Consider the following 373-nt stretch of genomic DNA (forward strand, 5'->3'; position numbering starts at 1 on the left):
GATCAGCGGCGTGCTCCGCGCTTCGACGGGGACGTCAGCGAGCTACCCGACCGCGCCTGCTGGGCGCTGCAGCACCTGCTGTCGCGCCGGTACGTCAGCAAGGACAACCACTCCGAGCTGTGGTCGTGGGTCACCCGCTACCGCGCCGAACTCACCGTGCGGCTGTCGGAACTCGATATGCGCCTGTGCATCTCGGACGATCACGACATCGCCTACGTCGAGCAGGCGGATTACGAATCGCAGTGGCGGCGCCGGTTGCTGCGGCGGGAGACCCTCAACACCTACGACTCGATCCTGGCCCTGCACCTGGCCAAGCTCATGCGCGCGGCGTCCCGTGACGAGAACGTGCTGATCAGCCGTGACGAGATCCATG

1 protein-coding gene is annotated in these 373 nt (G+C 66.5%); it reads left to right on the forward strand.

Going from position 1 to position 373, the window contains the following annotated elements; all coding sequences use genetic code 11:
- On the forward strand, positions 1–373 hold a 373-nt coding region (locus tag IMZ11_RS44855; RefSeq protein ID WP_228649927.1), incomplete at both ends, for a DUF4194 domain-containing protein.

It is taken from the genome of Microtetraspora sp. AC03309 (assembly GCF_020826795.1).
Classification (GTDB): domain Bacteria; phylum Actinomycetota; class Actinomycetes; order Streptosporangiales; family Streptosporangiaceae; genus Microtetraspora; species Microtetraspora glauca.